The following is a 562-nucleotide window of genomic DNA, read 5'->3' on the forward strand; positions in this document are numbered from 1 at the left end:
TGTTCAAGGTAACACAGGTGCTACTGGCGCGACTGGACCTCAGGGCGTTCAAGGTAACACGGGTGCCACTGGTGCTACTGGACCTCAAGGTGTTCAAGGTAACACGGGTGCCACTGGTGCTACTGGACCTCAAGGTGTTCAAGGTAACACGGGTGCTACCGGCGCGACTGGACCTCAGGGTGTTCAAGGTAACACAGGTGCTACTGGCGCGACTGGACCTCAGGGTGCTCAAGGTAACACAGGTGCCACTGGACCTCAAGGTGTTCAAGGTAACACGGGTGCGACTGGACCTCAAGGTGTTCAAGGTAACACGGGCGCTACTGGTTCTACTGGACCTCAAGGTGTTCAAGGTAACACAGGTGCTACTGGCGCGACTGGACCTCAGGGTGCTCAAGGTAACACAGGTGCTACTGGTGCTACTGGACCTCAAGGTGTTCAAGGTAACACAGGTGCTACTGGTGCCACTGGACCTCAAGGTGTTCAAGGTAACACAGGTGCTACTGGTGCCACTGGACCTCAAGGTGTTCAAGGTAACACAGGTGCTACTGGTTCTACCGGCGCT

At 55.9% G+C, this 562-nt stretch carries 1 pseudogene; it reads left to right on the plus strand.

The window, feature by feature from the left end:
* Positions 1-562, plus strand: a pseudogene (locus ACTFOB_RS26290) (collagen-like protein); the annotation flags it as partial.

The organism is Bacillus cereus group sp. MYBK79-1, assembly GCF_051915365.1.
Taxonomy (GTDB): domain Bacteria; phylum Bacillota; class Bacilli; order Bacillales; family Bacillaceae_G; genus Bacillus_A.